21 protein-coding genes and 1 other RNA gene are annotated in these 26428 nt (G+C 40.4%); 13 read left to right on the top strand and 9 right to left on the bottom strand.

Annotated features, from left to right (window positions below):
* Positions 1 to 3: 3 nt before the first annotated feature.
* Positions 4 to 2076 carry a polyphosphate kinase 1 gene (gene ppk1, locus ACEXOE_RS15265; protein WP_394749702.1) on the top strand — a complete coding sequence of 691 codons (2073 nt, stop codon included), beginning with the start codon at positions 4 to 6 and terminating at the stop codon, positions 2074 to 2076.
* A 54-nt stretch (positions 2077 to 2130) separates the two neighbouring features.
* Here ppk1 and miaE read toward each other — a convergent pair whose 3' ends face one another.
* Positions 2131 to 2712 carry a tRNA-(ms[2]io[6]A)-hydroxylase gene (gene miaE, locus ACEXOE_RS15260; RefSeq protein WP_394749701.1) on the bottom strand — a complete coding sequence of 194 codons (582 nt, stop codon included), beginning with the start codon at positions 2710 to 2712 and terminating at the stop codon, positions 2131 to 2133.
* 176 nt (positions 2713 to 2888) lie between these two features.
* Here miaE and ACEXOE_RS15255 point away from each other — a divergent pair, with 176 nt between their 5' ends.
* From ACEXOE_RS15255 to ACEXOE_RS15225, 7 genes are read left to right on the top strand one after another with little or no spacing between them, the layout of a single operon-like run.
* Complete coding sequence (locus ACEXOE_RS15255; protein WP_394749700.1) at positions 2889 to 3752, top strand: EboA domain-containing protein; 864 nt, start codon at positions 2889 to 2891, stop codon at positions 3750 to 3752.
* Positions 3752 to 4660: a TatD family hydrolase gene (locus ACEXOE_RS15250; protein ID WP_394749699.1), complete on the top strand. Its 909-nt coding sequence runs from the start codon at positions 3752 to 3754 to the stop codon at positions 4658 to 4660. The genes ACEXOE_RS15255 and ACEXOE_RS15250 overlap by 1 nt, the downstream gene beginning before the upstream one ends.
* Before the next feature lie 32 nt (positions 4661 to 4692).
* The gene (gene eboC, locus ACEXOE_RS15245; protein ID WP_394749698.1) at positions 4693 to 5562 is read left to right on the top strand and encodes a UbiA-like protein EboC; all 870 of its coding nucleotides are present in this window, start codon (positions 4693 to 4695) and stop codon (positions 5560 to 5562) included.
* Positions 5563 to 5574: 12 nt separating this feature from the next.
* The gene (locus ACEXOE_RS15240; protein WP_394749697.1) at positions 5575 to 6747 is read left to right on the top strand and encodes a 3-dehydroquinate synthase; all 1173 of its coding nucleotides are present in this window, start codon (positions 5575 to 5577) and stop codon (positions 6745 to 6747) included.
* Between the two features lies 1 nt (position 6748).
* Positions 6749 to 7942 (top strand): metabolite traffic protein EboE, encoded by a 1194-nt coding sequence (gene eboE / locus ACEXOE_RS15235; RefSeq protein WP_394749696.1) that lies wholly within the window; start codon positions 6749 to 6751, stop codon positions 7940 to 7942.
* Positions 7943 to 7949: 7 nt separating this feature from the next.
* Entirely contained in the window at positions 7950 to 9326 is a 1377-nt protein-coding gene (locus ACEXOE_RS15230; protein WP_394749695.1) for an alkaline phosphatase family protein, read from the top strand.
* A gap of 3 nt (positions 9327 to 9329) precedes the next feature.
* Positions 9330 to 9692: a transmembrane 220 family protein gene (locus tag ACEXOE_RS15225; protein ID WP_394749694.1), complete on the top strand. Its 363-nt coding sequence runs from the start codon at positions 9330 to 9332 to the stop codon at positions 9690 to 9692.
* Here the strand turns inward: ACEXOE_RS15225 and ACEXOE_RS15220 are convergent.
* On the bottom strand, positions 9681 to 11474 hold the full coding sequence (locus tag ACEXOE_RS15220) for a DNA polymerase III subunit gamma/tau (RefSeq protein WP_394749693.1): 1794 nt from the start codon (positions 11472 to 11474) through the stop codon (positions 9681 to 9683). The genes ACEXOE_RS15225 and ACEXOE_RS15220 overlap by 12 nt on opposite strands.
* Before the next feature lie 143 nt (positions 11475 to 11617).
* On the opposite strand from ACEXOE_RS15220, the gene rnpB reads away from it, so the two are divergent.
* Positions 11618 to 11922: RNase P RNA component class A (rnpB, locus tag ACEXOE_RS15215), an RNA gene on the top strand.
* A gap of 40 nt (positions 11923 to 11962) precedes the next feature.
* Here rnpB and ACEXOE_RS15210 read toward each other — a convergent pair.
* From ACEXOE_RS15210 to ACEXOE_RS15190, 5 genes are all read right to left on the bottom strand, one after another.
* On the bottom strand, positions 11963 to 13576 hold the full coding sequence (locus ACEXOE_RS15210) for an NAD-dependent malic enzyme (protein WP_394749692.1): 1614 nt from the start codon (positions 13574 to 13576) through the stop codon (positions 11963 to 11965).
* Between the two features lie 200 nt (positions 13577 to 13776).
* Positions 13777 to 14334: a YbhB/YbcL family Raf kinase inhibitor-like protein gene (locus tag ACEXOE_RS15205; protein WP_394749691.1), complete on the bottom strand. Its 558-nt coding sequence runs from the start codon at positions 14332 to 14334 to the stop codon at positions 13777 to 13779.
* Positions 14335 to 14423: 89 nt separating this feature from the next.
* A complete protein-coding gene (locus ACEXOE_RS15200; protein WP_394749690.1) occupies positions 14424 to 15260 on the bottom strand; it encodes a helix-turn-helix domain-containing protein in 837 nt (278 codons plus the stop codon).
* A gap of 121 nt (positions 15261 to 15381) precedes the next feature.
* A complete protein-coding gene (locus ACEXOE_RS15195; protein WP_394749689.1) occupies positions 15382 to 16752 on the bottom strand; it encodes a mercuric reductase in 1371 nt (456 codons plus the stop codon).
* A 284-nt stretch (positions 16753 to 17036) separates the two neighbouring features.
* Entirely contained in the window at positions 17037 to 19217 is a 2181-nt protein-coding gene (locus ACEXOE_RS15190; protein ID WP_394749688.1) for a polysaccharide lyase 8 family protein, read from the bottom strand.
* Between the two features lie 417 nt (positions 19218 to 19634).
* On the opposite strand from ACEXOE_RS15190, the gene ACEXOE_RS15185 reads away from it, so the two are divergent.
* The 4 genes from ACEXOE_RS15185 to ACEXOE_RS15170 all read left to right on the top strand — a co-directional run bounded on the left by ACEXOE_RS15185 (position 19635) and on the right by ACEXOE_RS15170 (position 24923).
* Complete coding sequence (locus ACEXOE_RS15185; RefSeq protein ID WP_394749687.1) at positions 19635 to 20849, top strand: dipeptidase; 1215 nt, start codon at positions 19635 to 19637, stop codon at positions 20847 to 20849.
* Positions 20850 to 21506 carry a hypothetical protein gene (locus ACEXOE_RS15180; protein WP_394749686.1) on the top strand — a complete coding sequence of 219 codons (657 nt, stop codon included), beginning with the start codon at positions 20850 to 20852 and terminating at the stop codon, positions 21504 to 21506.
* A 95-nt stretch (positions 21507 to 21601) separates the two neighbouring features.
* On the top strand, positions 21602 to 23047 hold the full coding sequence (locus ACEXOE_RS15175) for a sodium:solute symporter family protein (protein WP_394749685.1): 1446 nt from the start codon (positions 21602 to 21604) through the stop codon (positions 23045 to 23047).
* A gap of 1 nt (position 23048) precedes the next feature.
* Complete coding sequence (locus ACEXOE_RS15170) at positions 23049 to 24923, top strand: S9 family peptidase (protein WP_394749684.1); 1875 nt, start codon at positions 23049 to 23051, stop codon at positions 24921 to 24923.
* A gap of 110 nt (positions 24924 to 25033) precedes the next feature.
* Here the strand turns inward: ACEXOE_RS15170 and ACEXOE_RS15165 are convergent, their stop codons facing one another.
* Entirely contained in the window at positions 25034 to 25447 is a 414-nt protein-coding gene (locus tag ACEXOE_RS15165) for a GlcG/HbpS family heme-binding protein (RefSeq protein ID WP_394749683.1), read from the bottom strand.
* Positions 25448 to 25591: 144 nt separating this feature from the next.
* Positions 25592 to 26425, bottom strand: a complete 834-nt coding sequence (locus tag ACEXOE_RS15160) for a helix-turn-helix domain-containing protein (protein ID WP_394749682.1) — start codon at positions 26423 to 26425, stop codon at positions 25592 to 25594.
* Positions 26426 to 26428: the final 3 nt, after the last annotated feature.

The raw sequence follows: 26428 nt of genomic DNA, 5'->3' as shown, positions 1-26428 counted from the left end.
AAAATGATCAAAACAAAAAATCAGTATATAAATAGAGAAATTAGTTGGCTACATTTTAATGCGAGAGTCCTTCAAGAAAGTGCGGATACGAATGTGCCACTGATAGAGCGCTTGCGATTTTTAGGGATTTTTTCTAATAATTTAGACGAATTTTTTAAAGTACGCTATGCGACGGTAAAACGGATTTTTGATGCGGGAAGAAAAGGGAAAAGTGTTTTAGGGGGTGAAAACGCGAAAGACTTATTGGAAGAAATCACCGCTATTGTCATTAAACAACAAGCCAAGAGTTTAGAGATTCTGAGAGATATTGTAGCGGAATTAAAAACTCAAAATATCTTTATTGTCGATGAAAAATCCCTACCGGAACGGCATCAAGATTTCGTAAGGGAGTATTTTCTTTCGGAAGTCAATCCGGAGTTAATGACCATCATTTTAAATGACCTTAGAAAGTTTCCCACCTTAAAGGATACTGCGGCTTATTTGGCAATCAAGATGATTCTTCCCTTGGAAGAAGGAAAAGAAGAGCAAGAAATTCGCTATGCCTTGATCGAAATTCCTAAAGGCATTGATCGTTTTGTGGTACTGCCTAAAGACGGCGATAAGAATTACATTATGATTTTAGATGATGTAATCCGTTATTCCTTGGATAAGGTATTCACCATGTTCGATTACGAGTCCATTTCGGCGCATATGATCAAGATTACCCGGGATGCCGAGTTGGATATCGATAATGATTTGAGCAAGAGTTTTATCGAAAAGATTTCTTCTAGTGTGGAGCACCGCAAAATAGGAGATCCTGTGCGCTTTGTGTATGATAAGGAAATAGAAGAAGATACCCTACAATTCTTAAAAGACAAGATGGGAATAGAAGGGACGGATAGCGTAATCCCAGGGGGGCGATACCATAACAGAAGGGATTATATGGGATTCCCAAGTTTGGGGAGAAAAGACCTGATGTATGATAAGATTACGGCTTTACCGGTCAAAAATTTATCCCTGGAAGGAAGTATTCTGGAACAGATTGCCCTCAAAGATCGCTTGCAATACACGCCTTACCATACCTTTTCTTATATCATACGGTTCTTAAGGGAAGCGGCATTGGATCCTAAAGTAAGAAGTATTAAAATTACAGTATATCGCTTGGCCAGAAATTCACAGGTAGCGGCTTCTCTGATCAATGCGGTTAAGAATGGAAAGCAGGTGACTGTGCAGATTGAGTTGCAAGCGCGTTTCGATGAGCAAGCCAATATAGAATACGCCGAGCAATTGCAGGCAGAAGGAGTTAATCTCATATTTGGGGTTCCCGGCCTAAAAGTACATAGTAAAATATGCGTCATCGAACGGGAAGAGGAACAAGGGATACGGCGTTACGGATTTATCAGTACGGGGAATTTTAATGAATCCACAGCTAAAATTTATACGGATTACACCTTGTTTACGGCAAATGATAAAATCCTTAAGGAGTTGAACAAAGTGTTCGACTTCTTTGAAACGACCTATAAGATCAAAAAGTACAAGCATCTTATTGTTTCGCCCCATTACACCATGGAAGTATTCCAAAACTTGATAGACCTAGAAATTGCCAATGCCCAAATGGGGAAGGAAGCTTATATCAAGATCAAGATGAACAGTTTTACCTCCTATAAAATGGTCGATAAGCTATATGAGGCCAGCAATGCAGGAGTAAAAATTCAATTGATTATACGAGGGGTATGTTGTTTGGTACCCGGAATTGAAGGAATGAGCGAGAATATTGAGGTCATTAGTGTCGTCGATAAATTTTTGGAACATACACGAATATTCATTTTTGGAAATGGCGGAGATCCCAAAGTATACATTTCATCAGCAGATTGGATGACGCGAAATCTGGATTATCGGGTAGAGATTGGATGCCCTATTTATGATGAGGATATTAAACAGGAGTTATTGGATACCTTTGAAATATCCTGGAGTGATAATGTCAAGGCTAGGATAGGTTCCGATAAACAGGATAACGCTTACAGAATTGCCGATGGTCCTAAAATACGATCTCAATTTGCCGTGTACGAGTATTATAAGGATAAATTAAAGGCATAAAGAAAGACTTTGCCTACCAGTATGTTAAGGTATATGTTTTGTTTTTAGGAAGTATTAGCCATGAATAGTTTCCTTGTTACCAAGGTCTTTCATGATTTCAGCTTCATACTCCAAAAGGGCTTCCCATTTTTGGTCTACTTCTTCCCGTTCGCCGTATTGTCGGGCAAACTTGAGAAACATGGTATAATGTCCGGCTTCACTCACCATCAATTTATGATAAAAGTCGGCAAGATCTTGATCTTCCAGTTCTTCAGATAATAGCCGGAAACGTTCACAACTTCTGGCTTCGATCAATGCCGCATAGAGCAGGCGATGCACCAGCTGCGTGGTTCTGCTACCTCCTTTGGGGAAAAATTTTAATAAAGCCACGACATAATCATCTTTTCTGTCTCTTCCTAAGACTTGGCCACGGGCTAAAATACGATCATGTACCATTTTAAAATGCCCCATTTCCTCACGGGTCAATGCAATCATTTCTTTGACCAATTCCGTATATTCTGGGAAAGAAACGATGAGCGACACAGCGGTACTGGCAGCTTTTTGCTCACAATAGGCATGATCCGTAAGGATTTCGTCGATATTTTTTTCCACAATGTTCACCCAACGTGGATCTGTAGGCAATTTTAAACCAAGCATAGAAATAATTTATGATACAAAAGTAAAAAGAATACGGTTAAACCCACAATCGATGGAAGTACTTTGTACATTTGTAATACTGAATATAGAGAAGCCCTAATGGCTAATATTATAGTTTCTTTTTCCAGTTGAACAAAATAGATTGGAAATACTAGAATAGTTTAGGAATACGTAGCATGGTGCAATTTGAAAATACAGGAAAAAACCTGCGTCAAATTATAGAAAAAAATGTCAGCCCGGAAGTGATGCAGTGGTTGCATGAAAAACTCGATATAATAATAAACGAGAACGCTACAAGGGAATTGTACCTAACCTATAGTCTAATTGCTTCCAAAATGGACAAGTCCATTGCAGAAATAGGGATTGATGATAGGGAGTTGGCCGATTTTTTGAAGATACAGCAAGCAAATATTCAGCAATTGGGAAGAATTTACCTGTTGCAGGCCGTTTTGGAAAAAGACCCTGCTTTCTTTGAATCAAAAGTGGCGGGAATCATTCAGGTTGCGGATACGGGGGAGTTGGAAACTTTTCTAAAATTCCTAATACTGCTACCCAATGCAAAACACTATAAGACGGTGGCTGTTGATGCCCTTAGGACAAACATTGCCACCATCTTTGATGCCATAGCCCTGAACAATCCCTACCCTGGCTGTTATTTTGAACCTCAAGAATGGAATCAAATGTTCCTTAAGGCGGCGTTCATGGAGCGGGACCTACATCAAATTCAGGATATTGATCGTATGGCGAATGCAGAATTGGCTCGGATTGTATCGGACTATGCCCATGAACGCTGGGCGGCATCCAGGGTAGTGGCCCCACATTTTTGGAGACCTGTAATCCATTTTATGGACGATATACGTATTGGGGATATGGAGCGTTTGCTACAAAGCGACCGTCCATGTGATCGGGAAGCCGCTGCACTCTGCTGTTACGAATCCGGAAATACCAACGCACTGCAATTACTGGAAAGCCATCCTGAGTTGAAGATGGCGGTAGCAGAAAAAAAAATAGATTGGAATAACTTAAATATAGCATACTGATGAAAGAAAAAATGATGTTTATTGATCCGCACGTACATATGACGTCAAGAACAACGGATGATTATCAGGCAATGGCCGATGCAGGCGTAGTTGCCGTAATTGAACCATCATTTTGGTTGGGACAACCGCGCACCCAAGTTGGATCTTTTCAAGATTACTTCAGCAGTTTGGTGGGTTGGGAACCTTTTAGGGCCAAACAATTTGGCATACAGCACTATTGTACCATAGGTTTAAACTCCAAAGAGGCAAATAATGAACCTTTAGCAGAACAAGTTATTGAATTGTTGCCGCTATACTTGCATAAGGAAAATGTAGTGGCCATAGGCGAAATAGGATATGATGATCAGACCGCTGCCGAAGATAAATATTTTAGAATGCAACTAGAAATGGCCAAGGAATTGGATATGGTCGTTCAAGTGCATACTCCACATAGAGATAAGAAAGCAGGAACTATAAAGAGTATGGAAGTCTGTTTGGAACACGGCTTGGACCCTGCGAACGTTATTATTGATCACAATAATGAAGAAACGGTGAAGGAAGTTTTGGACAGAGGGTTTATTGCAGCATTTACGATTTACCCAAAAACAAAAATGGGAAATGAGCGTATGGTAGAAGTGGTGAGAAAATTTGGAAGTACAGATATTATTGTAGATAGTTCGGCAGATTGGGGAGTTAGCGACCCTTTGGCCGTGCCAAAAACGGCTGGTTTAATGCTGCGAAGCGGAATTTCAAAAGAAGATGTAGTCAAAACTTGTTATCAAAATGCCTTGGATATTTTTGGGAAGAATGGCAAAATGAAAGCATCGGATTGGTTGAATGCCAAGGGAATCAACCAAACCGAATTGTTTAACGATAACAGTGTCTTAAGAGGGCAGGAACCTAAGATCGAAGACGATAGTATCGTATAATGAATGCTACATTAAAAGGGTACTTAACGCTTATGCGACCTGCAAATTTGCCCACAGCAGCAGGCGATATTTTTGCAGGACTTGCCATGGCAGGAATTCTTAAAAGTACCCCTGGTTTTGGTTTTTTTGATGGTGTCGATTTTTGGAACAGTATAATCCTTGTAGGTGCTTCTGTTCTTTTATATGCCGGAGGTGTGGTATTGAACGACGTTTTTGACGCAAAATTGGATGCTGTTGAACGCCCGGAAAGACCCATTCCAAAAGGGGTAGTTTCATTAAGGGCAGCAGCTTTGTTCGGGGCAAGCTTATTGGTTTTAGGCATTGTGGGAGCTTTTTTTGTGAACGCCTTAAGCGGAAAAATAGCCCTGGGTTTGGCCCTGGCCATCATAACCTATGACGGATTCTCAAAAAAATACGATTTTCTGGGTCCTTTAAACATGGGGATTTGCAGAAGCCTTAATTTACTGCTTGGCATGAGTGTTTTTGGCCAATTGATCCATTGGTGGTTTATTGGAATCCCACTGATGTATATCTTTGCTATCACCTTAATAAGTCGTGGGGAGGTGCATGCTGATAATAAGAAGAATATTATTTTTGCCGGTATTTTATATGCTACGGTCATTTTCTCCGTTATTGGACTAATGGAATATTTTAATGTACGTAGTATATTCAGCCTACTTTTCTTAGTGCTGTTTGCGGTATTGATATTTTTGCCTTTGCGAAAAGCGTACATATCCAATACCCCTAAGCATATAAAAAAGGCGGTAATTGCTGGAGTACTTTCCTTGATTGTGCTGGATGCAGCAATGGCGGTTGGTTTTTCGGAATGGTGGTATGGCGTGTTAATACTGTGCCTAATGCCATTGTCCATTTGGCTTTCTAAATTGTTTTCAGTGACTTAAATGCATTTTTAAATGAAATCTTTTTCGCCCATCATACAGAATTTTCAGGTTCAATATCAGTATAAGCTATACTTTACCAATCATCTGTTTTCTTTGGAAAATGAGCTGTTCAAAAACCTCATTGAGGAGTATAGGGCTGTTGAAGCGGTTAAGATGTTATTTGTTATCGATGCAGAAGTCAATGCCAAACATCCTAATTTGGGTACTGAAATTCAGAGCTATTGCTCTAATCACAAAAAATATATAGACTGTACATCTTTGTTGATCGTTGAAGGAGGGGAAGCCTGTAAAAATAATCATGGCAATGTAGATCGAATCTTGCAAGGAATCAACGAAGATCGCATTGATCGACATTCCTTTGTAGTGGCTATTGGCGGGGGAGCTGTTATTGATATGGTAGGGTATGCGGCAACTATTGCGCATAGAGGAGTGAAATTGATTAGAATACCTACTACGGTGCTTTCGCAAAATGATGCTGCCGTGGGGGTGAAGAATAGTATCAATACGTTTGGAAAGAAAAATTTCCTGGGAACATTTGCCACACCTTACGCCATTATTAATGATCAGCGGTTCTTACACACATTGGAAGATCGGGATTGGATTTCCGGTGTAGCGGAAGCTGTAAAAGTAGCTTTGATTAAGGATGCCTCTTTTTTTAAGTACATTAAGGAAAATGCCATTGCACTCCGTCAGCGAGAAATGGAACCCATGCAATATGTAATTTACAGATGTGCCCAAATGCACATGGAGCATATTGCCAAAGGAGGAGATCCCTTTGAAAGCGGTTCTTCCAGACCTTTGGATTTTGGACATTGGGCGGCGCACAAACTGGAGCATATGACCAACTATGAAGTGCGTCATGGGGAAGCCGTTGCCATAGGAATTGCGCTAGACGTGGTCTATGCACATCATATAGGTTTAATTTCGGAAGAAAGTTTACAGGAAATTATAAGCGTATTGGAAAATATTGGATTTGATCTACGTATCCCAATTGATGAAAGAAATGATGTTGACGAACTTTTAATGGGTATTCAAGAATTTCGTGAACATTTGGGAGGGCAATTGACCATCACCCTTATTAGTGCCATTGGAAAGAAACACGACGTGCATGAAATTGATAGGAAACAAATGAAGGAAGCTATTCATACATTGAATACGATGGCAAGCGTAAAATCCCTTTCATAATATGCACTTAGAGAATACCTATCACCTGACCTATTGCACCAATATTCATCCGGGCCAAAATTGGAAGCGTACTTTTGAAAGTCTAAAACAACATGTTCCTGCGATAAAGAAAGCAACATCCAATGACAAGGCTTTTGGCCTTGGATTACGCTTATCCAATACCGCCAGTAAAGAATTAAATGAAGGAAACAATCGGGCCCAGTTTAAAGCATGGTTGGAAGAACAGCAGGTTTATGTGTTTACCATGAACGGCTTTCCTTATGGAAACTTTCATAATGAACGGGTGAAGGATCAAGTGCATGCACCGGACTGGACGACCCCTGAAAGATTGATATATACCAAAAGAATGTTTGAGCAATTGGCATTTTTGATTCCAGAGGGTATTTCAGGGGGAATTTCAACCTCTCCTATAAGTTATAGACATTGGCATCAGGGAGCGGATGCAAAAAAAGCTGCATTTGTCAAAGGTGCAGAACAGCTAGCAGAAATTGTATGGCAACTAGCGTCCATTGAAAAGGAAAGCGGGAAGTATCTCCACTTGGATATTGAGCCCGAACCCGATGGGCTTCTGGAAAATAGTGATGAGGTAGTCCATTTCTTTACTACCTATCTCTTGCCTATTGCTGTTCCGGTGCTAATGGAACAGTTGGGTGTTGAGGAAAGCCAGGCTAAAGCTAAAATCCTACGGCATATAACCATTTGTTATGATATTTGCCATTTTTCTTTGGCTTATGAAGCTCCTCAATATACCATAGAGAAATTTGAGCGTCATGGGATACAAATAGGAAAGATTCAAGTCAGTGCCGCTTTAAAAATTTTGTTTAAAGAAGGGAACAAGGAGGCAATATGGAATTCTTTGGCGAAATTTGATGAACCTACCTATTTGCATCAGGTGACGGAAAAGATTAATGGGACTGTGAGAACCTACAATGACCTTCCAGTGGTTTTGGCTCGGAAAAGTAACTTTTCGGAACTGAGGGCACATTTTCATGTGCCTATCTTCCTAGAGGCATTTGACGAACTCTATTCTACCCAAGATCAAATTTTAAACCTTCTAAAGTATATGGAAACCCATAAAGTTTCCGAGCATTTGGAAATAGAAACCTATACTTGGGAAGTGTTGCCTACAGCTTTGAAAACAGATTTGACAACTTCCATTATTCGGGAAATCAACTGGTTGAAGGAGAAATTATAGTCAAGGTATGAAAAAAACAGTGGTCCTTAATGTAGTAGGCTTGTCACAACGATTGATTGGAGAGCATACGCCATTTATTACATCTTTTCAGGAGAAAGGAAGTACTGCTACCATTACTCCGGTACTCCCAGCGGTGACTTGTTCGGCACAAGCCACGTATCTAACGGGAAAACCTCCTGTATCCCATGGGATTGTTGGGAATGGATGGTATTTTAAGGAAGAATGTGAAGTAAAGTTCTGGAGACAATCCAATAAATTGGTACAGAGCGAAAAAATTTGGGAGGTACTAAAAAAAGCGGATTCCAGTTTTACATGCGCCAACCTGTTTTGGTGGTATAATATGTATTCTACCGTTGATTTTAGTGTTACGCCAAGGCCCAATTACCTAGCTGATGGCAGAAAAATTCCGGATGTATATTCGTACCCCTCTTGCTTAAGGGATACCTTGCAAGAAGCATTGGGAACATTTCCCCTGTTTCATTTTTGGGGACCAAAAACCTCCATTAAATCCAGTCAGTGGATCGCAGATGCAGCCATTAAGACCGATCAGTTACATGATCCAACACTAACTCTGGTGTATTTGCCACACTTGGATTATAATTTGCAGCGTCATGGAAATGATTTTGATAAGATTGCAAAAGATTTAAGGGAAATCGATCAGGTGGTCGCACAATTGGTGAACTACTTCCAAAAGAAAGATGCTCATGTGATTATTCTTTCGGAGTATGGTATTACCGATGTACAACAACCCATACACTTAAATAGGATATTGCGGAAAGAAGGCTATTTGGATATTAGAATAGAGCGCGGATTAGAGCTTTTGGATGCCGGAGCCAGTAAGGTTTTTGCGGTTGCAGACCATCAATTGGCCCATATCTACCTCAATGACCAATCCTTGAAAGCGGCTGTTCTTCAACTGCTAAACAAGGTGCCGGGAGTAGAACGCGTTTTAGTGGATGATAGTTTAAAGGAAGCAAGATTACAGCACGACCGTTGCGGCGATATCGTAGTGGTGGCCGATGCAAATTCATGGTTTACCTATTACTATTGGCTAGAGGATGCCAAAGCACCGGACTTTGCCCGTATGGTAGACATTCATAAAAAACCGGGTTACGACCCCGTGGAGATGTTTACCAACCCTAATGATCCTTTTGTGATGCCAAAAGTAATTTGGAAGTTGTCACGAAAAAAAATGGGATTTAGAACGCTTATGGATATCATTCCATTGGATGCCAATCTGGTAAAGGGATCTCATGGAAGATTGCCCGAGGATACTGCGGATCATCCCGTACTGATAACCAATGCCAAGGGTAAGCTTTCCTCGAGAACTGTGGATGCCACAACAATTTTTAGTATTTTGCTGGACCATATCCAAAACCAATGATCAATGAATATTATTTTTAAAGGCCTATCACTTGTTTTTGCTATACTGTTTATCTGGTCTGCTTATGTGCAGTACAACGATCCAGATGCTATGTTATGGTATGTAATATATGGTGTTGCGGCCTTGGCTTCACTCCTGTTTTTCATGGGCAAATTAAAACGTGTTCTATCCTTATCTTTGGGAATAGCCTATTTGGTCTATGCGTTATCCTTATGGCCCGATAAATTTGAAGGTGTCACCATTGGTGAAGGCGATATTGTAAATATTGAACGAGGTAGGGAAGCCTTGGGCATGTTGATCGTTTCCTTGGTCATGCTACTCTATGCCGCACGTACACATTACTTGGTCAAAAAATCAAAGGTCTAGATCAAATTCTTTTCGCAATACATCAATAGCTGGATTTTTCTCCCTTAGTTTCTGATATTTTTCTTCGGGTGTGAAGGCAAACTTTTTGGCAGTAGCCTCATTAACCGTTATGTGCAACTTAATGAAATGATTGTGAAGTTGTTGTCGCAAATATTCCATCAAATCAAATTGTTCCCGCTCAATTTCCTTTTTCATAGTGCTGTTGGGCATTTCGATCCAAATGGTATGGGCATCACGAAGTTTGGGAACATCGGTATTAAGATTGGAAGCTAATATTTTACGGCCATCATTTTCGATTTTCTGTACAAAATCAGCCCAATGCTTTTGCATGTCGGCCTCGGTAAAGGCTTCCTTTGGGAGTTTGCTCTCATCAATGACCTCTTCTTTTTTGTTGAGCTGGTGTTCTTTCTTGGCTTTTAAACTGGATAAGGATAAACCGGATACGCGTTTGGAAGGCGCATTGATATCTATTTTGCGAACTTCTTTTTTGGGCGGTTCTACTGTAGGTGGAACCTGCGTTACTTTTGAACTGGCAGCCTCCTTAATTGGGACTGCTTTGACCGTAGTATCTGTAATACTGCTTTTTGCAATAGGGGCTTGCTCCGCGTTGGATGGTGGTACTTCTTGTGGCTTCACTATTTTTTTGGAACCCCTGTAATAGGAAGCGGGAGCCAAACGAAATAATACATTCCCATGGGCTACGGCCTTAGGATTTTTTTTTTCTCCATCAAAAGTAATGGAGGCCAATTTCATTAAGCTAAGTTCAACGAGGAGACGCTGATTTTTACTGGTTTTATATTTTAAGTCGGCATCATTGGCAATATCAATGGCCTGCATTAAGAAAGCGGGGCTTGTTCGTTGGGATTGCGTCAGGTAATTCTTTTTAGCTTCTTCACCTACTTCCAAAAGATTAATGGTATCTTGATGTTGGCAGACCATAAGATCTCGGTAATGGGAGGCAAGTCCACTGATAAAATGATGCCCGTCAAAACCTTCGGCTAAAATGGAGTTGAATAATAAGAGAAGGTTGGGAATATCATTGTCGAGAATATGATCGGTAGCTTTAAAGTAGGTATCATAATCAAGAACATTCAAATTCTCCGTGACCGCCTTTCTCGTAAGGTTCTTTCCCGAAAAGCTTACCACTCTATCAAAAATGGAAAGGGCGTCCCGCATGGCACCATCAGCCTTTTGCGCTATAATGTGCAAGGCATCATCTTCGGCTTCAATGCCTTGATTTTCGGCAATATACTTGAGATAATGGGCCGCATCCTTTACCGTAATTCTTTTGAAATCAAAAATTTGGCAACGCGATAGTATGGTAGGTATAATTTTATGCTTCTCTGTAGTTGCCAATATAAAAATGGCATGTTTTGGCGGTTCCTCCAATGTTTTTAAAAAGGCATTGAAGGCAGATTGGGAGAGCATATGGACTTCATCAATGATATAGACCTTATACGTCCCTACTTGTGGAGGAATACGAACCTGATCGATCAAGCTACGGATATCGTCTACAGAATTATTGGAAGCAGCATCCAGTTCAAAAATATTGAACGCAAAATCTTCATCGCTATGTTCTGCACTATCTTGATTGATCTTCTTGGCTAAAATTCGCGCACAAGTAGTTTTGCCTACGCCTCTTGGTCCGCAAAAAAGAAGGGCCTGTGCCAAATGATTGTGCTCAATGGCGTTCAACAACGTATTGGTAATTGCCTGTTGCCCCACGACATCCTTAAAGGTTTGAGGTCTATATTTCCGAGCTGATACTACAAAAGGTTCCACGTACGTTTGTTTCTGTTTAGGATTTGCATTACGAACAATAGCAAGTATACAAATATAAAAATAGGAACGTATTGCGGCGTTCTTTTCGGGAGCTTTCCCCTTTTTTTTATCAACAATTGTTAAGGATTGCGCTACCTTTGCAGAAAGTAGGTCGCCTTATCGCTCTTTGGAGAGGAAAGTCCGGACACCGTAGTACAGTATAGCGGGTAATACCCGTCCATTGTGAAATGAGGACTAGTGCAACAGAAAGCAAGTACAGGTAATGCTGTAGTGAAATCAGGTAAACTCTATACGGTGCAACGCCATGTAAATCAGCATTTGAGGGTTGTACGCCCAAGCTGAAGGGTAGGCGGTTAGAACCTTTGAGTAATTAAAGGTCTAGATAAATGATAAGGAACACGATATTTTGGTATTGTGTACAGAATCCGGCTTATGACCTACTTTTTTTAATTTGATCCAACATTCGTTTTCGTATTCTTTTTTATCTTCTAATAATTGGGGTCAAACATATAATCGGCGATGGACGTTCTCAAATCATCCGGTTTGTCGGTTTGGGCCAAATTCAAGGCAAAGGTTTTCTCTGCTACGGCCAAGGCAATTTCCAATGAAATCTCTCGGATTTCAGACAATTTTGGGTATAGGGAACCCATAGCGATGTCTTCTTCTTTCACCAATTGCGCCAAGATCTTTGCAGCGGTCAAAAATAAATCATCAGGAATTATTCGGGCTTTGGCCATAATAGCCCCCAAGCCAATCCCTGGAAAAACATAAGCATTGTTGCCCTGTCCTGGTTGAAATGTGGTGCCTTGATAACTAACTTTATCAAAAGGACTGCCACTGGCGAAAATGGCCTTACCATTACTCCATGTATAGGCCTGTTCTGCCGTACATTCTGCTTTTGAAGTGGGATTGGACAATGCAAAAATAACCGGACGTTCATTGATAGTGGTCATTTTTTGGATGACCTCCTTGGTAAACGTACCTGGCGCTCCGGTAGCTCCTATTAAAACATTGGGTTTAATAGCCGTTATGGCTTCTACAAAGGAAAGGGGTTCATGGGCATGGGCATAAGGTAAATTGTGGGGCATTAAATCATTTCTTTCGGAGACCACTAAGCCGTTGATATCTACAAACCACAGGCGTTTACGTGCTTCTTCCTGACTTAATCCTGCATCTACAAAAGCAGCGACCATAAGATCAGCAATTCCCGTAGCCGCAGAGCCTGCGCCCAAAAACATAATTTTTAAATCGGAGAAAGACGCCGCTGTAATCCTTGTTGAAGCGTATACTCCTGCCAATGCTACGGCGGCAGTACCTTGAATGTCATCATTGAAACAAAGGATTTTTTCTTTGTATTTGTTCAATAACGCATAGGCATTGGGCGTCAAGAAATCTTCAAATTGTATCAGGGCATTGGGATATTTATCTTGTACAGCATCTACAAACTCTTCTACGAGTTCAAAATAAGCCGCTCCTTCCAAGCGTTGTTTTGGGTATCCCAAATAGAGAATATCATTCAGTATTTCTTGATTATTGGTGCCAACATCCAACATTACTGGGAGACATTGGGAAGGATGTATGCCTGCTGCAGCACTGTACAGGGCTAGTTTTCCAATAGGAATCCCCATACCATTGGCACCCAAATCCCCCAACCCAAGAATACGTTGCCCATCAGTGACCACAATTACCCGTATATCTTTTTCGGGCCAATTGTCCAAAATATCCTTAATTTCACTTTTATCATCGGGAGTAATATAAAAGCCTTTTGACCTCCTGAAAATATGGGAAAATTCTTTGCATGCCTGACCCACAGTAGGCGTATAAATCAATGGCATTATCTCTTCAATATAATCAATGACAACGCGATAAAATAATTTTTCATTGCGATCTTGAAGGGAAGACAAAAGAATATAACGCTCAATATCGTACGCTTTTCGCCGTATACCATGCATAACGCGGGTAACCTGTATATCCTGATCGGCAATGGAATAGGGCAGTAAGCCGCGCAATCCCAATTGTTCCCTTTCTTCCTTAGTAAAGCCTACCGATTTGTTTAAGGCACCATCATGAAGTACGTCAAAATTTCTTTTCTTGGTTGTCATATCTTATTTTCAGAGGGTTAGCATATAGATAGTAGGACGGATTAAAAGCCGTTCCCTTTCACGCTAATGTAGTAAAAGATACGATAGATGTTCTCATGCCCTGAGGAAGGCTTTAGTGCAATTAAAAACCAATAGCTAAGTGTTTTTTCCAAGTTTAAATAAGTGCAAGCACAAGGCTTGCACTCTTTGTTTTATTGAATTTATTTTGAAAACCGCTGATAATAGGTTACTATACTTGCCTTGGCAAGGGTGTTGTTCCATAAATAATACCCTACTACGGCAGGATTGGTTGTGGCAGTTAATCCAAGTTTCTCTGTTTTTAAGGCATAAACCGTAATAACGTATTGATGTAAACCATGGCCTTCCGGGGGGCAAGGGCCACCGTATCCGGGCGTTCCATAATCCGTTAGGCTTTGAATACTGCCTTTTGGCATTAAATTGAGGCTTGTATTTCCTGCTCCAGTTACCAATTCTTTGGTATTTGAAGGAATATCAAAGACGACCCAATGCCACCATCCACTTCCTGTTGGCGCATCTGGATCATACATGGTTATGGCAAAACTTTTGGTGCCTTCTGGCGCATTTTTCCAAGATAATCGTGGGGATTGGTTCTTGCCCGTACAACCAAAACCATTAAATTCTTCCTGTGTTGTGGCTTCCCCACCTAATTCCGTACTGGTTAAAGTAAAGGTGTTTTGGGCAAATGCACTGCAGCAAAAAAGGAAGAGCAGTCCTAAAATAAAATTTGATTTTTTCATGATTTCTATATGTTATTTACGATTACAAAACTAGGGGCAATATAGAAATACGAGGTATGTTATTTGGTTCAAAAAGTATTGATAAAAGATCAATTTGTTTGATACTGTTTTGGAGTGACTCCAAATTTGGCTTTAAAGGCTTGGATGAAGTTCGAAAGGTTTTCATAACCCGTTTCTTCAAAGATGTCTGAAGGACGTATGGATTTACTTTTTAATAAAAAGGCGGAATGTTCTAACCTCTTTTCTTGAAACCATCGTATTGGCGGGGTATTAAAATGTTTTTTAAATTCTCTTTTGAAGGTGGAAACACTCATATTAGATAAAAAGGCGAGTTCTTTTAGCGTTAGTTTATTCAAAGTATTGGTTTCTACGACTTCAATAAAATGTTGTGATTTATTATCGATATCGGAAATTAAAGAAAAAACAAAATCTACTCCTTTGACCTCTTGTAAATATAGGGGTAATTCTTCAAATTTCAATGCCAATAGTTTGGTTTGAAGTGTAGGATCTAAAGTGCTGATATCAATAAGCCCCTGAACAAATCGTCTTAAGAAATTATCATATTGAAAACGGTGGATGGATTCCCGGACGGGATCGTCTGTAGCACGGATTTTGTGTTTTTGTATAAAATCAAAAACGGCTTCATTGGAAAAGAAAAATAAAATACTTCTGTAGTTATTCTGGGTATTGGACAATTTTTCGGTCATAAGACAATGCCCTGTTTTCATCAATAAAAAACTCGATGCTTCAATGGCAGTTGATGTTTTATCGGAAAAGACTTCCTTGTTCCCTTCCATCAGAAAACTAAAGGTATTTTGTTTTAGGGAGACCATTTGCCTAAAACATGAGGTTGAGGTGCGGTAATCGTAGACTTGGAAGGAAGAAGCTGCAATTTTTAAGTCATTGGGCAATGTTATGATTTCCATCTTCTTGTTGGTTTTTTACACAGTTTCAAGTACAGGAAACGTCTTGTTTCCATAGGAAATTGATGAAATAAGAAAACCCCTTTTACCATCGATATAAAAGGAAGGTAAAAGGCATTCTTCTTTAGTTGATTTCTTGCAGTGCATCTAGGGTCCATGGCATCAATTCCGAGACGGTAGGGTGCACCAATACTACTTTTCGATATTCTTTATAGGTGATGTTGGAATGTATGAGTGTAGCAAACATATTAATGATTTCATCCCCTGTAACTCCTAAAAGGGCAGCCCCTAAAATGAGATCCGTTTCTCCATCTACAAGTATTTTCACGAAACCCTTGGTCTCTCCCATTTCTTTAGCTCTACTAATTCTGGTCATTGTTCGAACAGCTTTAAGAACACGTTTTCCACTTTGTAGGGCCTCTTTTTCAGACATGCCGACCCTACCTAGGGGAGGATCGGTAAACAAGCCATAGATCATTGTCCTGGTGGTCAACCTACGATCTCCCCCGTAAAGCTTATCCAAAACAATTTCTGCATCATTTACCGCGGTATGGGTAAAACCACCATGGCCATTAACATCGCCGACGGCATAGACTCCTGGCACATTTGTTTCACAAAAATCATCTACTTCAATATAACCACGACTGTTTGCATGTATTCCAGTAGCTTCAAGGTTTAATGTATCACTATTCGATTTTCTTCCTGCCGCAACAAGGATATGATCTCCTTTCAATACTTGGGTATGCCCGTTAATCACTATTTCTACTTCCTTTAAACCCTCCTTTTCTGTAACTTTTTTGGTGTTAGCATTGCAATAGACCTCAATACCCTCTTCCTCCAGAAATTCTTGAACCGAGCTGGCAATATCTTCATCTTCCCTCGGCATGAGTTGTCCATTGCGTTGTATAATACTGACCTTGGCCCCAAACCTCCGATATACCTGGGCAAATTCTACGCCAATATAACCACCACCTATAACAATCAAATGTTCTGGTAGTTTTTCAAGGTCTAGAAGCCTACCACTATCCAGCCACTGAACAGTATCTAGGCCTGGGATAGGTGGAGCTGAAGGTCGGGTCCCTACATTGATATAAATGGTATCGGCGGTATAGGTTTCACCATTGACCTCTACTTGCTTTTCTCCAGTGAACTTGGCTCTGCCCATAATCAAATTCACATTGGGCGTATTGTTCATCCAAGAGGTCAAACCATTGCTACTTCCATTTCGGATGCCGTTCATGCGTTCCCGGACTTTATCGAAATCCAATACAATATCAGAGGCTTTAAAACCATAAAAATCGCCTCTATTGGCCTGATAAAATGCCTTAGCGGAAGACACTAGGGTTTTAGTTGGGGTACATCCATAATTTATGCAACTACCGCCGACTTTGTCCGCTTCAATTACCCCAATGCTTTCTTTGGTAGGGATTAATTTTCCAAGTAGCGTTCCCGTGGCTTGGCCTGTTCCAATAATAAGGTGAGAAAAATGTGTCATGAATGTTGTTGTTTTAACTGTGCTTTCTATTTCTTACAGAAAGGGGATTATATTTTATGGGTTTTCACAAATCATTGCCTATATGCAATGAGCTGTTATAGGGTTCGTCGAACTTCCGCGTACTGATCTACGAATTCACCTTAAAAGTAAGTAAAATTCCGTATTCAGATTAACCTAAAATGAAGTTCATGGAGTATAGGCATCACATCCATAAGTACAGGTCTAAGCCTGTTCTTGATGATTGCTTTTTCTGGCTCCTTTAGGCACTAGAGCACATATTAGCTCTAATTTGTCTTAGGAAGTAAACGAACGATACTTTGCCCGGCAAATGCCCCATTAGGGAATTCTATGGGTATCTCGGTCATATTGTTCTTCTGATCATAATCATATTGATCGCTGAGAAATTTACCAGATAGGCGGACCTCTGTTTTCTGCAACTTCTGGGTAGGGTCTGAAATGGATAGCTGAATACCATTGTCAACTTGCTGTATCATTAACAAACATGGATTTGAAACGGCAACAGTAAAATCTTTATCGAGTTGAAAACTACCAGGCTCCATAAAATTTAGCTGTAAAAGTTTTAATTTCCGATGCATAACTGCCTGGATTTTTGTAGTATTCCTCAATATTTCTACCTCCGTTTGATGCACATACTTTTTAGCTTCATCATATGTCATATTAGGGCGAACCATATACGCATAGGTACTGTTTTCAGGAGAAACACCATGATCCACACTAAGTGTAAACACCTCATGTGAGATTTCCTTTTTGGAACTTGCGCCAGCAATGACACTCCAACTTCCTTTTTGAGCGGTATTTTGAAGCTGCAATTTGCTTGATGGGCTTACGATATAGGCAATGCTATCATGATGAATCAATTTTGGAGATTTTAAGAGGTGCTTGGCCATGGGGAGTACCGTATCTTTTCTGGAATCGAGTACTTTTACGGCGCCATTCAAATGACATTGATTAATGGTGGTGATCACCTGCCTATTGGAAGAAGAAGCAATTCCGACGCCAAGACATACATATTCCTTATCAAAGAAAAACCAAGATTTTTTCCCCACAAGCGAATCCCTTTTTAAGTGGAAGGTAGCCAAGCCGAAGGTTCCGTCGGAAACACCACCTACATAGTCTGTATTTCCCTTGCGCTCAGGAGTGCCCATCACACTATCCCGAAGCTCCACCGTAGTACCTGGTACCTTGTTCCAGTCCCAAACGGGAAAGATATCGGCATATTCCTTTCCCGTCCTAAACAAGAAATTACAACCTTCAGCAATAAAGTGACTTTTTAGCCCTTCCCCATTATATGGATGATCTGTATTCAGTGTTCTAGTAGAATACATTCGGGTAGAAGTATAATAATTGGTGCGGTGATGGGTCATGATATCTGATCTCCAAAAATGCTTGTTCCCCTTAAATGAATAGACTTTTCCTTTGTTTGAAATCCTTTCAGAGAACAATTTTAACTCAGCATCCCTATCCGTGGATAGTTTTCTTAAATTATGCACCACCTCTTTTAAATAGAGAGCAGTTTCTTTAGTAGGGATGACATCTTTGGATTTTGTGGAAGCCCCATTGGATTGATTTTCACTTTGAATGGTATAGCTCGGCCTCGCAATTACGCGGCCCAGTGCTCCATAGTCACTGGTGTTGCCATAAGTAAACCATTGAGATCCATCCAAAATATAGGCGGTTAAGGTGTCAATAGTTCTTTTTGAAAACGCAAATTGCGTGTCTCGTGCCAAAGCGGCTATTCTTGTGCAATCCATTGCAAATGCCGAACCATAACCGTGATTATACAAACAGGCGCCATGTTGGTGAAAACTAAAATCTTGTTGAATGCCTTCCTTTTCCGAGATTTGCATGACGTTTTCTATACGGTCAAAAGCTTCTTTTATAAGATCAGTATCTTCCTGCAGAATACCGCGATTAATGCTTATAAGTGCTACCCAGATAAGATTTTGCCCCGTCATTCCAATTTTGCCACGTTCCAGGATTTTAATGCCAGCTTGTAACTGTTCTTCTTTTAGTTCGTCCTGCAGTGTTAATAAAACCGGACCTAATAACCTTGGCGTGCCAATAGTATTATGCCACCAATTGGGATTTTGGAAATCATGTTTTAGCCAGTAATCGAGACCACTAATTATTGAACGCTTTAGGTTTTTGTTGTTTTGAAGTGGGGAATTGGGAGACTTATATGCCAAAGTAAGGGCATTTATATGTTCCAAGTGCTTTTTTAATTTCCATTCCGACTTTGTGGAATCGGAATAGTCAATGTCTTTCCAACTTCCGTTTTTATCTTGTTTTCTAAGTATTTTTTTGATTTGGGAAGCGTCTATTTCTTTAGCCAGAAAATCAGAGGTAATTCGCCGTTTTAAAAGTGAAATATCAGTGTCTACATTGAAATTGACAATATGATATAGCAGATATAGTGCTGTTGCTATTTGAAATCTAACGCTCATTTTTGCATATGCTATTTGGTTTTTCTATAAACCCTTTTCTACGGCTCACAGTCCTATGTGTGATTGATTCATCGAAGATACTAAAACTTAAAAATCCTAGAGAGAAAATCATGAGGGGAATAATCTTATCCAACAAATCGTACAGAGATATGCATGTTTAAAATGCTAAAGGATAGTACGTTACTGCTTTTTTTATTGGTGTCTTCTGGAATGGAAATATTTGCAGGGAGTTTTTATGATAAAATAGGGAATGGTTGTCTTCTTAACCGATTTAATATGTAAAAATGGAAACCTGGAAAATGAAAAATAAAACGAATCCTGAATAAGCTGATTTTTTTTAATAAGCTTTGCCCATTTACGCCTTAAATATATCATGAAATTGTAGTATTTTAGAAGCTCACATACTAAATAGAATACATGAGTCTTACCAAGAATTATAAAGGGTATGAATCTTTTCAATACCTCGAAAAAAATGTTGATTATACCCATTTTGAATTGGCAGATGAAATAGATCGCGTTCCGTCTACCAAAGTACCCTTGAATCCGGAGCAAGAGCAATTGGTCACCAAAATTTTAAAAGATCATATTATGATCAGTGTTCATGAGCATTTGGGTACTTTTCCCAAAGACATTATGCAAACACCGGCTTATGTAAAAGAAGGCCGTATGGCCACTGCTTTCAAGGGATTGTCCCAGAGTCATTGGGATTGTGTTTTTGATAACCTCATGGATGGCGTTTGTCAAATTCATTCCAAGGGAGGATGGAAATGGAGCGAGGTCATTCATGATCTGGGCATGCGTTTATGTGATATTGCCCATCAGGATTTTGTGATTCACTGTAAATCCGTGGACGATATTCTTAGGTCCCATAAGGAAGGAAAAGTTGCTTGGGTGGCCGTAATGGAGGGAGCTATGATGATTGAAAATGAATTGGACCGAATTGATTTGCTCTACGGATTTGGGTTGCGTTCATTGGGCATCACCTATAGCGAATCCAATGCTTTGGGTTCGGGATTAAAAGAAGCTAGGGATGGTGGTCTTACGCAATTTGGAAAACGCGCTGTAGAACGCATGAATAAAGTGGGCTTGTTGATCGATTGTTCCCATACCGGAGATCAAACGGCCTTAGATACCATCAAACATAGTACAAAACCCATTATTTTAAGTCATATTGGCGCTAAAGCCTTATGGAATACCAATAGAATGGCCCCTGATGATGTTTTTAAGGCTTGTGCCGACAAAGGAGGGGTAATTGGAATAGAGGCCGCACCCCATACCACCTTGACCCCTAGTCAAAGGGTTCATAATCTGGATGCGGTAATGGAGCATTTTGAGTATATCAAGGATCTAGTAGGTATTGATCATGTTACTATGGGGCCGGATACTTTATATGGGGATCATGTTGGTCTACATACCGCTTATACCAAGGCCCTCTCGTTAAAAGCTTCAAAAAGTCATGGAAAACCAGGTATGGAATATACTCCGGTTCCTTATGTCGATGGATTGGAAAACCCAACGGAAGGATCCTACAATATTGTGCGGTGGTTGGTGAAACACGGCTATTCCGAAGCGCAAATTGCTAAGGTCATGGGAAAAAATACCTTGCGTCTCCTTAATGAAGTCTGGGTTTAAATGAAGCGTATTGCACTGATTCTTATTGTATTTCTTCCATGCGTTATGATAGCTCAAGCGAGTTTGAAAGCGGTATCGGTAGATATTGATTTTAAAGGCACTACCGTTGTTGTACGGCAACAGTTCAGCATGATGGTACCGGATTCTGTGCAAAAGATTCATTTAAAGGCCTTGGAGTTTAAAGGAACCGAATTTAAAGGGGTAATCGCTGCCAATGGAATTAAGCCGGTGAAGGTTGAAGAACAGTTGCAGGATGGATTACGTCAATTGGCACTTAGTTCGGATGTTGGTTTTGATGAAATTACAATTTCTTACCAACTTCAGATTGGGCAAGGAATATTGAATTTACCCTTGTTTTTTACAGAATTGCCCGCTGTTCCTTCTAAAACGGACTTTTTTAGGATGAAAATGCAAATGCCGGAAGGACTTAGGTATAATCTGTATTTTCCGGGAGTGCCAGTAGAAGAACAAACCCATGCAGGTGTAAAAACAGTACAATTACAGGTACCTGCCTTACCTTCTTTGATTCGAATGGAATTGTTTTACGGGGAAAAAGAAACACGCCTCATGGATATTGTGGATATTATGGTAGCCTTCCTTTTTGTGGGAATCGGTCTTTTGATTTGGAAATATAGAAAACGTTTGGCGTATGGATAGGTTTATTTTTTGGGGGCTCTTTGCCGTATTGGGATTGATTGTCCTAGCTTATGTATTTTGGATGTATTGGACAGAATCTAAAAACTAATGTACTCATGATCGATATGCAATTCGTTATTTTTATAGGATACTTTATGCTGGTCTTTTTTATTGGTTGGCTCAGTATGCGATGGACAAAATCTGAAGCGGATTATTGGATTGCCGGAAGTAAATTGGGATGGGGTATTGGAGGGGCAACCATGGCGGCAACACACACCAGTGCTGGAACTTTCATTGGCACCGTCGGTGTTATCTATGCCGTAGGATGGTCTTTTGGTTGGGTTTTAATTACGATTCCCTTGGCCTATTGGTTCATGGTGGCGGTTTTGGCACCACGTTTTACCACGGTAAAAGAACTCACGCTGCCTGCCTTTTTACAACGACGTTATGAAAGTAAAACTGCCAGGGGGATTGGCGGAGTTATTATTTTAATTGCCACGGTAGTCTATATCCAGGCACAAATTGTTGCTGGAGGTATCGTGGCGAATGTGGTTTTTGGCATTGAGCCTCTAACGGGGATGATCGTTTTTACGACCATTTTATTGCTTTATACCTTGGTGGGCGGAATGTTGGCCGTAGTATACACAGATTTTCTTCAGATGATTATTATGGTCGTTGGAACCTTGGTAGCGGTACCCCTTGCATTAATGCATTTTGATGGTTTAACCGATCTAATCACAAAGGTAGAGCTCATAAAACCATTGACTTTTGAGTGGGGAGGTTTGCCAACCGTATTGCTCATAACAATGAGCTTGGCCTTTTTCTTGGGGTCCGTGGCCACTCCGGAAAAAGTGATTCGCCTGTACGCTATGAAAGATATGAAAACCATACGAAGGGGCATCTTACTGGCTATTCTGCTGGTTACGGGAATCAATCTCCTGGTTTTTATTTTAGGTCTGGCCTCCATGGTATTGTTTCCCAATCTTCCAACAGGAGACTTGGCTATGCCTATGATGGCTAAGGCAGTATTGCCCACCTTTGTAGGAACCGTTATGTTGGCGGCCATTACTTCGGCTATGATGTCTACGGTTGACTCGTTACTGCTTGTTGCCGGATCGGCCCTTTCTGAAGATATTTATCAAAATGCGATGAATAAAAAAGTCGCTCAGTCCAAGAGGCTTTTAGTAGCCCGTATAGGAATTTTAATTGTAGGTATTATTCCTTTGATTTCCATTATCAGTGGATTCGCGGAAGGAGAGTTGATCCAATTTATTGTCATCTTGTTTACGGCGATTATGGCTGCCGGATTTTTTACTCCGGTCGTTGGTGGTATTTTATGGAAAAGAGCTACAAAGCAAGGTGCGATAGCGGCAATGATCGGTGGAGTAGCTACTACTATGTTATGGAAAGCTTATGGTGATGCCACCATTTATCCGGTATTACCCGGTTTTATTGTGAGTGTGGCAGGATATCTCATATTCAGTCTTTGTACAAAACCTCCGGCGGATACGGCTTGGAAACCTTATTTTGAAAAACAAGAACCTTTAGAAAATTTAGAATAATATGACAAAACATATAGGAAAGCTGAGATTGGGATATCTCTTTTTTGTGCTATTTCTAGGAGGGTATACCTTAAGTGCACAAAGCCTTCGGCCTTTAAATTGGGAAAATATATTCACGAAGAACTATGGTGCAGGGCAAGCCGTATTATCTCCAGATGGGACAATGGTAGCAATAACAGCTAGAACTGAAACACAAAGCGGTATTTTTTTGAAAAGAATAGGCGACGAAGCTCCAGCTCAATTTTGGATAGCAGGAGGTGCTCCTGCTTGGTTTCAGGATAATAAAAAAATTGTTTTCTCTAGAGGAGGAGACCTTTGGACCATTGGAGTAGGGGAAGAGGCACCCAAACGTTTAACGAACGATACTTTGGACGAACGTGCACCAAGGCCTTCTCCAGATGGAAAATCAGTGGCCTTTTATAGCGGTCGTACAGGATATCAGGATATCTGGATGGTAGCTACGGATGGCTCAGGTACGCTAAAACAATTGACAAAGGGTGCTATGGCCCTAGACGATTATCGTTTTGCGCCTTCTTGGTCTCCCAATAGCCAACAGATTGCCTATTACTCGTTTAAAGGCGACTATTGGGAAGACGATATTTGGGTTGTTGACGTTGTCTCGGGAAAAGAGCGACAAGTATCTCAAAACTTAATGGCGATGTCAAAACCGGTGTGGTCTCCCGATGGTTCCCAAATAGCTCTTTTTGCCAATGCGAAAGATGAATATTGGTATGAAGATTTGTCCTATATCTATTTAATCGACCCCTTAAAGGGAACCGATAAGAAATTGAAAATGCAAGTGGATGCCACAGATTTATTGTTCAATCATACCGTGAGTTGGTCGGGAGATGGAAAAGAGTTGTTTTTTCCCTATCAAGAACGATCTGAAGTGGAATTATGGCGAGTTCCATCCGCTGGAGGTGTAGCCACAAGAGTGACAAATATGGGAGGAACTTTTTTTAATTATCACGCATCGTCAAATGGAGATGCTTTTGTCTTTGTGCGTTCTACTTCCACACGGGGAAATGATGTAGATTACATTAAATCAGAAGGCGGCACCCCAAAACGCTTGACCTATTTTGCCACGAACTGGAAGGGATTACAGGAGCCGGAAGAAATTAGTTATCGGAGTTGGGATGGCCTGTATATTCAGGGTTTCGTATACTATCCTCCAGCTTTTGATGTTTCAAAAACCTACCCATCCTTGGTGCACGTTCACGGGGGAGGTACCAATACCTATTACAAAAGATTAAGCCTAAATGAACAATACTTGGCACAGTTGGGCTATGTTGTGATAGCGGTCAATTATAGAGGAGGATCCGGATTTGGACGCACATTTCAAAATTTAAGTATCAATGATTGGGGAAATGGTCAGGCTAAAGATGCTGCAGCCGCTTCAGATTTTATACGCGCACAAGCTTGGTCCAATCAAAAAGTAGGGATATATGGTTATAGTTATGGGGGCATAACCTCTATGGCGGCCATTACAAGGGTACCTGAAGCGTTTAATGCTGCTGTACCGATGGCCGGGATTTATGACTTTGGGGATGCCTACACCAATGCAGATAGAATAGGTAAAATATTTACAAAAACGGGACATGGGGGATCTCCTGAGGAGCGTCCGGAAGTATATGCGATCAGTAATGCACTTTCTAGAGTTGAAAATGTAAAAACACCCTTACTGATCATGCATGGAGAGGCCGATGTCAGGGCGCCTTTCCGACAGTATGAGCTGGCCGTTAAAATTTTGAAAGACAGGAATAAGGTCTTTGAAAGCAAATCCTATCCCAATGAACCTCATGGGTTCAGAAACCCTCAAAATAGGGTAGATATGTATACCCGATTGGAAGCTTGGTTTGCAAAATGGTTGCAGTAAGCACATAGGATAATTATCCATTGCCCTTTGAATATAGTAAAAAGGTAAAGGTAATCTACGACTACCTTTACCTTCCTAAAATATGCTTTAAGCTACTTCTTAGCCGTAAATTAAACAGTTGCTGGTTGAAGTACTTGAACCCCGGCAGCGGCAACATCATGATCATTTTCAACGGTGCTTCCACTTACGCCAACGGCTCCAATGATATTACCCTCAGTATCCTTAACAGGAATTCCTCCAGGAAAAGTGATCAAACCATTGTTAGAATGCTCAATATTGAATAATGGGCCATCGGGTTGCGACAATTCACCAATTGCCCCTGTATTCATATCAAAGTAACGGGCTGTCTTTGCCTTTTTGATGGAAATATCCAAAGATCCCAACCATGCGCCATCCATACGGGAAAAAGCTACTAAATTGGCCCCTGCATCTACAACGGCGATGTTCATTTTGGTATCTATGGCTAGTGCTCTTGATTTTGCTGCAGCAATAAGCTGTTCTGCTTGTTCTAATGTGATATTCATAAGATGTTTTTTTTCTGTTATTGTATAATTTATGACGCAAAAATAGTTTAGGGAACTATTCGCTTGTTTACGATTATAGTTCAATTACTTATGAAAAAAGGTCATTATGATTTTCTTTAGAAAATACCGAAATATAAAGGTCCCCTAAATTTTGGAAGGAGGAATGCCAAATTTTGTTTTGAAAGCAGAACTAAAGTTGGATAGGTTATTATACCCCAATTGCAAGTAAATGTCCGATGATTTTACATCTCCACGTTCCAATAATTCCTTGGCTTTCAATAAACGCTTGTCCCGTAACCATTTTCCAGGAGATACAGCATATTCTTTACTGAAATGTCGTTTAAAGGTAGAAAGACTCATATTGCACAGAAAGGCAATTTCTTCTAGGGTAAGGGTAGAATGAATATTTTGTTCCACACTCTTTTTAAAGGGTGAGCTTTCTGGGGTAATCAGGGAAAACAGGTAATTCTCAAAGGAATCCCCATATTTATTCATTAAATACATTAAAAGCTCTTCAAACTTCACCGAATACAGATGATTCCTAAGGGTAGGGGAAGCTGAAGGGATAGCAGATAAAGAATGGAGGTAGGATTCCAAGTACGCATCGTTTTCAATGATGAAATAGGACGAGGTCTCTTGAGATATGGAGACGGATCTCGGATGTTTCTCCAAAAATGCCTTTAATCGCTCTTCTGAAAAGAAAAGCAGCTTGCAATAGTAGATATGTTCCTGGTCCAATAATTCGCTCCAAAGACAATTCCCTTTTTTTATGAGTAAGGATTGGGAGTTATCTACCAATACTGCCGTATCGGCAAAATGAACCTGTTTTTTACCGGTCTGCAAGAAACTGAACATATGCATGCTTAGATTGACTTTAGTTTTAACTACATCTTCAGTCATTCTAAAGTCGTACAAAAAAGGATCGGGGATAAGGCTTGTCCCTTGTATATAGGATTCAGGAATGGTATCTATGGGCATTTG

Origin of the sequence: Spongiimicrobium salis (genome assembly GCF_043678055.1) — a bacterium.
Classification (GTDB): Bacteria; Bacteroidota; Bacteroidia; order Flavobacteriales; family Flavobacteriaceae; genus Spongiimicrobium; species Spongiimicrobium salis.
Note: the sequence above shows the minus strand (reverse complement) of the source record. Positions and strands in the feature narration are given on the sequence as shown.